Origin of the sequence: Methylobacterium sp. B1 (genome assembly GCF_000333255.1) — a bacterium.
Classification (GTDB): Bacteria; Pseudomonadota; Alphaproteobacteria; order Rhizobiales; family Beijerinckiaceae; genus Methylobacterium; species Methylobacterium fujisawaense.
Genome location: NZ_BACT01000538.1, coordinates 1 through 223, shown reverse-complemented (window position 1 = coordinate 223; position 223 = coordinate 1). Strand labels below are relative to the sequence as shown.

Here is a 223-nt window from a genome sequence, read left to right as displayed (position 1 = left end):
AGTCGCATAAGGGAGAGCGTCGACCGATGCCCTTGAGAGCCTTCAACCCAGTCAGCTCCTTCCGGTGGGCGCGGGGCATGACTATCGTCGCCGCACTTATGACTGTCTTCTTTATCATGCAACTCGTAGGACAGGTGCCGGCAGCGCTCTGGGTCATTTTCGGCGAGGACCGCTTTCGCTGGAGCGCGACGATGATCGGCCTGTCGCTTGCGGTATTCGGAAT

1 pseudogene is annotated in these 223 nt (G+C 59.2%); it reads left to right on the top strand.

The features are described 5' to 3' along the window. Positions 1 to 223, top strand: a pseudogene (locus I53_RS15705) (hypothetical protein); the annotation flags it as partial.